This is a genomic window from Phenylobacterium sp., assembly GCF_036402295.1.
GTDB lineage: Bacteria > Pseudomonadota > Alphaproteobacteria > Caulobacterales > Caulobacteraceae > Phenylobacterium.
On sequence record NZ_DASWTE010000149.1, the window covers coordinates 1 to 4772 of the forward strand.

Consider the following 4772-nt stretch of genomic DNA (forward strand, 5'->3'; position numbering starts at 1 on the left):
CACCGACGAAGCCATCAAGCGCGTGGACGAAGCCTTGAAAACCAAAGAACAAGAGATCATGCACGTCTGATCTCAGTAGGACCGCGTTCACCCTCATGGCCGCCGCCGAGAAGCCACCGATAGCGGAGCCCCGAGAGGGGCCGCCCCTGCACGTGGCGATCGTCATGGACGGGAACGGCCGCTGGGCGAAGCAGCGCGGCCTGCCGCGCCCGCTGGGCCACCGCGCCGGGGTGGAGGCGCTGCGCCGCACCGTCTCGGCGGCGCCCAAGCTGGGGATCGGCTGGCTGACCGTCTTCGGCTTCTCGACCGAGAACTGGAGCCGTCCGGCTGCCGAGGTCGCCGAGCTGATGGCGCTGCCCAAGCGCTACTTCGAGACCGACATCGACCGGCTCGAGCGGGAAGGAGTGCGCGTGCGCGTCATCGGCCGCCGCGAGGGCCTGTCGAAGGAGCTGGTGAAGCTGGTCGACGACGCCCAGGCGCGAACGGCGCACAACAGCGGGTTCCACCTCGACATCGCGTTCAACTATGGCGGCCAGGCCGACATCGCCGACGCCGCCCGCCGCTTCGCCGAGGAGGTGGCCGCGGGCCGCCGCAAGCCCGAGGAGCTCAACGAGGCCGTGTTCGGCGGCCTCTTGGCCACGGCCGGCTCGCCGCCGCCGGACCTGATCGTGCGACCCTCGGGCGAGCAGCGGCTGTCCAATTTCCTGCTGTGGGAGGCGGCCTATGCGGAACTGGTGTTCCAGGACGTGCTCTGGCCGGACTACGGCGAGGAGCATCTGAAGGCCGCGCTCGCGGAGTTCGCGGCCCGGGACCGGCGCTATGGCGCAATCGTTGCCGATGACGTCCTCGCCGCAGGCTAAGCGGTTCGACTGGTCCAACCTCGGCCTGCGCGTGGCGTCGGCCGCGGTGCTGGCGCCAGGGATCGTGGCGGCCGCCTGGTTCGGCGGCTGGCCGTATCTCGTCGTCATTGCGATCGGTGTGGCGCTACTCGCGATCGAGTGGGGCGGGATGAGCGCGCCGGTCGCACCGACGCGCGTGGCGGCGGCGGTCGCAGCGGCAGTTTTAATAGCTGTTTTCGTGGGTTACCGCGGGGATTTCATATGGGCCTGGGGCGCGATCACGCTGACCGCGGCCGGGGCGGCGGTGATCGCCCGCGGCGTGGCCGAGCGGCCGGCCGACGCGGCCTACGGGGTGCTCTACGTCGCGCCGGCGGCGCTGTGCCTGGTCTGGCTGCGCCAGACCGACCAGGGCCACTGGTGGACCGTCATGCTGTTCGCCGCCACCTGGGCCGCGGACATCGGCGCCTTCGCCGTCGGCAGCACGCTGAAAGGGCCCAAGCTCTGGCCGCGGTTCTCGCCGAACAAGACGTGGTCGGGCTTCATCGGTGGGCTGGCGGCCGCGACGGCGGTGGGCGCGCTGATGGCCGCGCTGCCGGCCTTCCGGCTGAACCTCGTGGCCGCCGCCCTGGTCGGGCTGGCCGTCGGGCTGGCGACCATGGCGGGCGACCTGTGGGAGTCGGCCATCAAGCGGCGTTTCGGCGTGAAGGACTCCGGCGACCTCATTCCGGGACACGGTGGATTGCTGGATCGCGTGGATGGGCTGATGTTCGCGGTCGTCGTCATGGCGGCTGCCCGTTGGGCTAATCAGTGGGGATGGCATTGAACCTGCCGCGGAAGGTCAGCATCCTGGGCTCCACGGGCTCGATCGGGGTCTCGACGCTGGACCTGTTCGAACAGGCCGGGGTCCAGGTGGACGTCGTCGCGCTGACCGCGGGCCGCAATGTGGCGCGGCTGGCCGAACAGGCGCTGCGCTGGCGGCCGCAGGTGGCGGTGATCGAGGACGAGGCCGGCCTGCTGGAGCTGCGCGAACGGCTGAAGGGCTCGGGCATCCAGACGGCGGCCGGCGCGGGCGCCGTCTGCGACGTGGCCGGCGCCGACGCCCAGTGGGTGATGTCGGCCATCGTGGGTTTCGCGGGCCTGGCGCCGACCCTGGCGGCCGCGCGGGCCGGGGCGGTGATCGCGCTCGCCAACAAGGAGAGCCTGGTCTGCGCCGGGCCCTCGCTGCTCAGGACCGCCAAGCTGGCCGGCGGGGCCGTGGTTCCGGTGGATTCCGAGCACTCGGCGATCTTCCAGGTGCTGGACCCCGCGATCGCCGATTCGGTGTCGCGGCTGATCCTGACCTCGTCGGGCGGCCCGTTCCGCGACGCCACCCGCGAGGACATGGCGAAGGCCACGCTGGAGCAGGCGCTGGCGCACCCGAACTTCTCGATGGGCGCCAAAATCTCGATCGATTCCGCGACGATGATGAACAAGGGCCTGGAGGTGATCGAGGCCGCGTACCTGTTCTCAATGCCTCCGGAACGGATCGAGGTCCTGGTTCATCCCCAGCAGATCATCCACAGCCTTGTGGAGTACGCCGACGGCTCGACGCTGGCGCAACTGGGTCCGCCCGACATGCGCCCGCCGATCGCGTGCGCCTTCGCCTGGCCCGACCGGCTGCCCTGGCCGGCGCCCAAGCTGGACCTGGTGACGGCCGGCCCGCTGACCTTCCAGCACCCCGATCCGCAGAAATTCCCGGCGCTCTCCATCGCCAAGCAGGCTCTGACCGCGGGCGGCCAGGCGCCGGCGGCGATGAATGCGGCCAACGAGCGCGCAGTGTCGGCTTTCCTTGACCGGCGCATCCGCTTTCTGGATATCCCGAACGTGGTCGCGGAAACCCTCGAACGCATGGACCGGAGCGGCGACGCCGCGAGCATGGCCGGCGACGCCGTCGAATGCGCCCGGTATACCGACGCCGCGGCCCGGCGCGTAGCGGACGAGGTCGTCGGCGACCTCGCCGCGGCCTGATGGAGTAGAAACTCCCGATGCAATTCCTCCAGGACGTGTTCCTCGCGGTGATCCCGTTCCTGCTCGTGCTGGGCGTGGTGGTGACCGTGCACGAGCTGGGCCACTTCCTGGCCGCGAAGGCGCTGGGCACCAAGGTCGACCGGTTCTCGATCGGCTTCGGCCGAGCGATCGCGCAGTGGACCGACAAGTCGGGGGTCGAGTGGCGACTCGGCTGGTTGCCGGTCGGCGGCTACGTGCGCTTCGCCGGCGACGAGAACGCCGCCAGTATCCCGGACGCCGAGGACCTGAAGGCCTTGCGCCAGGACCTGATCGCGCAGGGGCGGGGCGCCGAGATCGATCGCTACTTCCATTTCAAGCCGATTTGGCAGCGGGCCGTGATCGTGGCCGCGGGCCCGATCGCGAACTTCCTGCTGGCGATCACGATCTTCGCGACCCTCCTGATGACGTTCGGCGAATGGGTGGTGCCGGCGCGCATCGCCGTCGTCGAGCCGAACACGGCCGCCGCCGCCGCGGGCTTCAAGCCGGGCGACCTCATCGTCGAGGCGGCGGGCCGCAAGATCCAGCGCTTCGACGAGATCCGCGAGATCGTCAGCGTCCGGGCCAACGTGCCGACGACGTTCGTGGTCGAGCGCGCGGGCAAGCCGGTCGAGCTGGTGGCCACGCCGCGCTGGCGGGTGTCGCAGGACGCCGTGGCCGGCGAGCAGAAGCTGGGCTCCCTGGGCATCCGCCCGGCCCAGGGCCGCGACGACTACATCCAGATCCACTACGGGCCCGTCGAGGCCGTCGTCCGCGGGACCGAGCGCACGTGGCGGACGCTGGAGACGACCATCTACTACCTGGGCCGGATGATCACCGGCCAGGTGCATGCCGACGAGCTGCGGGGGCCGCTGGGCATCGCCACCGTCACCAAGAACGTGGCCGCGTTGGGCGCCGAGGGCGCCGACGGGATGCTCGACACCATCTTCCGCTCGAGCCTCAACCTCCTGCAGCTCGCCGCGCTGATCTCGGTCAGCATCGGCTTCATGAACCTGCTGCCGGTGCCCGTCCTCGACGGCGGCCATCTGCTGTTCTACGCCTATGAAGCCGTGGCGCGGCGCCCTCTTGCCGCCAAGGTTCAAGCGGCAGGGTACCGCGTGGGCCTTGCACTTGTTCTCGGATTGATGTTGTTCGCCACCTGGAACGATTTGCAGCGCCTGCGTGTGTTCAATCTGTTCGGCGGCCTATTCTCTTAGGCGCGTACGTCCCTCAAACGGCTGATTCGATGTCAAAGACCCGCGCTAAGCGCGCCGCGCTCGCCTCCGGCCTTGCCCTATTGTTCGGCACGACCGCCGTCGCCCTGCCAGGTGTCGCCGCCGCTCAGGTCCAGGGCGGCGTGATCCAGCGCATCCTCGTGCAGGGCAACGAGCGGATCGAGCAATCGACCGTCGTGTCCTACCTGCCCGTGGGCCCTGGCGAGACGATTGACGCGGCCAAGGCCGACCTCGCCATCAAGGCGCTCTTCCGCACCGACCTGTTCTCGGACGTGAAGATCGACTTCCAGAATGGCGACCTGATCGTCACGGTGGTCGAGAACCCGATCATCAACCGGGTGATCTTCGAGGGGAACTCGGGCCTCAAGGAAGACAAGCTGCGCGACGAGGTGACGGTGCGCCCGCGGGGCATCTTCACGCGGGCGAAGGTGCAGGGCGACGTCCAGCGCATCGTCGAGCTGTACCGGCGTTCGGGCCGGATCTCCGCCAACGTGACGCCGCAGATCATCGAGCTGCCGCAGAAGCGCGTGGACCTGATCTTCAAGATCGACGAGGGCCCGAAGAGCGGCATCCTCTCGGTCAACTTCCTGGGCAACAAGGCGTTCTCGGACAACGACCTGCGCGACGTGGTCGTCACCGAGGAGACGCGCTGGTTCAAGTTCTTCTCGAACAACGC

General features: G+C 69.4%; 5 protein-coding genes. All 5 read left to right on the forward strand.

Annotation, left to right across the window (positions count from 1 at the left end):
- Nucleotides 1-95 precede the first annotated feature (95 nt).
- Nucleotides 96-860, forward strand: coding sequence for a polyprenyl diphosphate synthase (gene uppS / locus VGD44_RS09430; RefSeq protein WP_331086238.1), 765 nt, complete (start codon nt 96-98; stop codon nt 858-860).
- Complete coding sequence (locus VGD44_RS09435; protein ID WP_331086240.1) at nt 820-1662, forward strand: phosphatidate cytidylyltransferase; 843 nt, start codon at nt 820-822, stop codon at nt 1660-1662. The genes uppS and VGD44_RS09435 overlap by 41 nt, the downstream gene beginning before the upstream one ends.
- Nucleotides 1653-2846, forward strand: a complete 1194-nt coding sequence (dxr, locus tag VGD44_RS09440) for a 1-deoxy-D-xylulose-5-phosphate reductoisomerase (protein WP_414694628.1) — start codon at nt 1653-1655, stop codon at nt 2844-2846. Before VGD44_RS09435 ends, dxr begins: the two co-directional genes overlap by 10 nt.
- Before the next feature lie 17 nt (nt 2847-2863).
- Entirely contained in the window at nt 2864-4078 is a 1215-nt protein-coding gene (gene rseP / locus VGD44_RS09445; RefSeq protein ID WP_331086245.1) for an RIP metalloprotease RseP, read from the forward strand.
- Nucleotides 4079-4107: 29 nt separating this feature from the next.
- A partial coding sequence (locus VGD44_RS09450) for a POTRA domain-containing protein (protein ID WP_331086247.1) occupies nt 4108-4772 on the forward strand: 665 nt, incomplete at its 3' end.